This window comes from Candidatus Thiosymbion oneisti (assembly GCF_900092655.1).
Taxonomy (GTDB): Bacteria; Pseudomonadota; Gammaproteobacteria; order Chromatiales; family Chromatiaceae; genus Thiosymbion; species Thiosymbion oneisti.
In genome coordinates, this window is sequence record NZ_FLUY01001412.1 from 1 (window position 1) to 2341 (window position 2341).

Here is a 2341-nt window from a genome sequence, read left to right on the forward strand (position 1 = left end):
GCAGCTGTAAGACCGCTCTTGCCTGCAACAAAGGATAGCTCCTCCTTGGTATATAATCACACGGGACCTGACATCTAAGAAAGCTTCGAATCCTCCACCATCAAAAACCGAGTGCCCGGAACAGGGATACACCGGTAATATCGACCGCGATAACCTGTTGGAATCGGAAAAGCCGTAAGGACGTGCTGTTGCGGTCCCGCGTCCGTGAGCGGCTGGAGAGTCGTTCGCCGACAATAACGATTAACCACCACCCTGGAGATTCAAGATGGCAACCAAGAGATTCAATCGTGGTGTCGCACTGGTCGGGGCGGGTATGAGTAATTTCGGGGCCTTCCCCGGAAAAACGACCCGCGACCTGTTCGTCGAGGCCTTCAAAGACATGCGCGCATCGGTGGACAAGGGTTTTGACCCCAAGGACATCGAGGAGTGTTACTTCGGTAACTACAGCAGCAGCCAGTTCGAAGGGCAAGGCTTCACCGCCCCCTTTATCGCCAACGCCGTAGGGATGAATCCGAAACCCGCGATCCGCGCCGAGAACGCCTGCGCCAGCGGCGGCAGCGCCCTTCGCCTGGGGGTGATGGCCATTGCCTCCGGTATCGCCGACATGGTGCTGGTCGGCGGCTACGAAAAGGAAACCGATCAGCCGACCGAGAAGGTCACCGAGATCCTGGCCACCGCCAGCGACAATCTGTACGAGAACGTGGCGGGCTTCACCTTTCCTGGTCTCTACGCCGCTCTGGCGACCGCCTACATGCACCGCTACGGCGCCACCGGCGAGACCATGATGAAAGTGGCGCTACAAAACCACGAGAATGGCGCCCTCAATGCCAAGGCCCAGTTCGGCAAAAAGATCGGCGATTTCATCAAGATGAAGCAGAAGAGCGCGGAGAAAAAGGGCAAGCCGATCCCCGAGTGGGACGACGAGATGGCCTTTCTGCGTGACCCCAGAGCCAATCCGGTCATCTCCTGGCCCATGCGCCTGTTCGACTGCTCCCCGGTCTCCGACGGCGCGGCGGCCCTTCTGCTGGTAGCGGAAGATATGGCCCATAACTTCACCGACAAGCCGCTCCACATCATCGGCAACGGCATCGCCTCCGGCGTGCCCATGCACGACCGTACCGATCTGACCACGATCGAGACGGCGACCGAGGCCGGTCGGATCGCCTACGAAATGGCCGGCAAGTCGCCCAAGGATATCCAGGTCTGCGAAGTTCACGATTGCTTCACCATGACCCAGGTGATCGCCACCGAAGATCTGGGCTTCTTCAAGCCGGGTGAGGGCTGGAAGGCCCTGGAAGAGGGTCGCACCGCCCGCGACGGTGATCGTCCCATCAATACCTCCGGCGGGCTCAAATCCAAGGGCCATCCGGTGGGGGCCTCGGGAGTCGGGCAGATCGTCGAGGTCTGGAAACAGCTGCGTGGCGAGGCGGGTGAACGCCAGCTACCGGGAGAGCCGACCCTCGGCCTGACCCACAATCTGGGGGGCAGCGGTCAGGTGTGCGTCGTCAACATTTTCGAGCGGAGATAAGACCATGAGCAAAGATGCCTACAATGCAGCCGGTTTCTACGAGTTCGTCGCTGAGAAGAAGCTCATGGGCACCAGGTGCAAGTCCTCTGGCGAGCTCTTCCTGCCACCACGTCCCTTCTCTCCCTCTTGTAGCAGCGGGGAGATGGAGTGGGTGGAAATGAGCGGCAAGGGCAAGCTGGAGGCCTTTACCGTCACCCTGTTCGGACCGACGCGCATGGTGGAGGCGGGCTATGGCCCGAAGAACCCCTATTGCGTCGGCATCGTGCGCTTGGACGAGGGCCCGGCCATCAGCGCCCAGATCTTAGGGCTGGACCTCACCAAGCCCGAAGCAATCAAGATCGGCACCCCCATGGGGCTGACCTTCATCGACCGAACGGAGGGAGAAGAGAAGAAGACCTATATCGGGTTCAAGGCCACTTAGCATCAAAGCGCCGAGAATCCGTCGCCCCCTCTGAACGGGCCGGCCTGCCGGCCCGTTGTCTTTTCAGTCCGTGGTGATCGCGCGTCGATCCCCTTTCCAATTACATCCCCCACACCCCGATCCGGTATTCCCCATACCGCTCTTGCCTGACAAAGATCCTTTCTTCCCACGGCACCTCCGGGGTGCGATCGAACACAATCAGATAACCCTCGTCGGTGCCCACCTGGTCCATGTAATCGGCGGTCTGCGCCAAGCCCTCCGCGATCGTTGCCTCCGGGGATTTGTGCAGGAGCTTGTAGAGAAAATAGGGGCAGACCCTGAGGTATCCCCACATTATTGCAATCTAAAACAACGAGTTATGGAGCGAATGAGCGGCCACGATGCCCTAATGG

3 protein-coding genes are annotated in these 2341 nt (G+C 59.9%); 2 read left to right on the plus strand and 1 reads right to left on the minus strand.

Annotated elements, in window-relative coordinates:
• The first annotated feature begins 265 nt into the window (after window positions 1–265).
• Window positions 266–1528 (plus strand): thiolase C-terminal domain-containing protein, encoded by a 1263-nt coding sequence (locus tag BQ17_RS14475; protein ID WP_089728236.1) that lies wholly within the window; start codon window positions 266–268, stop codon window positions 1526–1528.
• A gap of 4 nt (window positions 1529–1532) precedes the next feature.
• Window positions 1533–1949, plus strand: coding sequence for a Zn-ribbon domain-containing OB-fold protein (locus tag BQ17_RS14480; protein WP_089728238.1), 417 nt, complete (start codon window positions 1533–1535; stop codon window positions 1947–1949).
• A 100-nt stretch (window positions 1950–2049) separates the two neighbouring features.
• Here BQ17_RS14480 and BQ17_RS14485 read toward each other — a convergent pair whose 3' ends face one another.
• Window positions 2050–2283, minus strand: a complete 234-nt coding sequence (locus BQ17_RS14485) for a hypothetical protein (RefSeq protein WP_089728240.1) — start codon at window positions 2281–2283, stop codon at window positions 2050–2052.
• Window positions 2284–2341: the final 58 nt, after the last annotated feature.

Coding starts and splice junctions, on each gene's coding strand:
- BQ17_RS14475 (WP_089728236.1), top strand. CDS start 266: ATGGCAACCAAGAGATTCAATCGTGGTGTCGCACTGGTCGGGGCGGGT.
- BQ17_RS14480 (WP_089728238.1), top strand. CDS start 1,533: ATGAGCAAAGATGCCTACAATGCAGCCGGTTTCTACGAGTTCGTCGCT.
- BQ17_RS14485 (WP_089728240.1), bottom strand. CDS start 2,283: ATGTGGGGATACCTCAGGGTCTGCCCCTATTTTCTCTACAAGCTCCTG.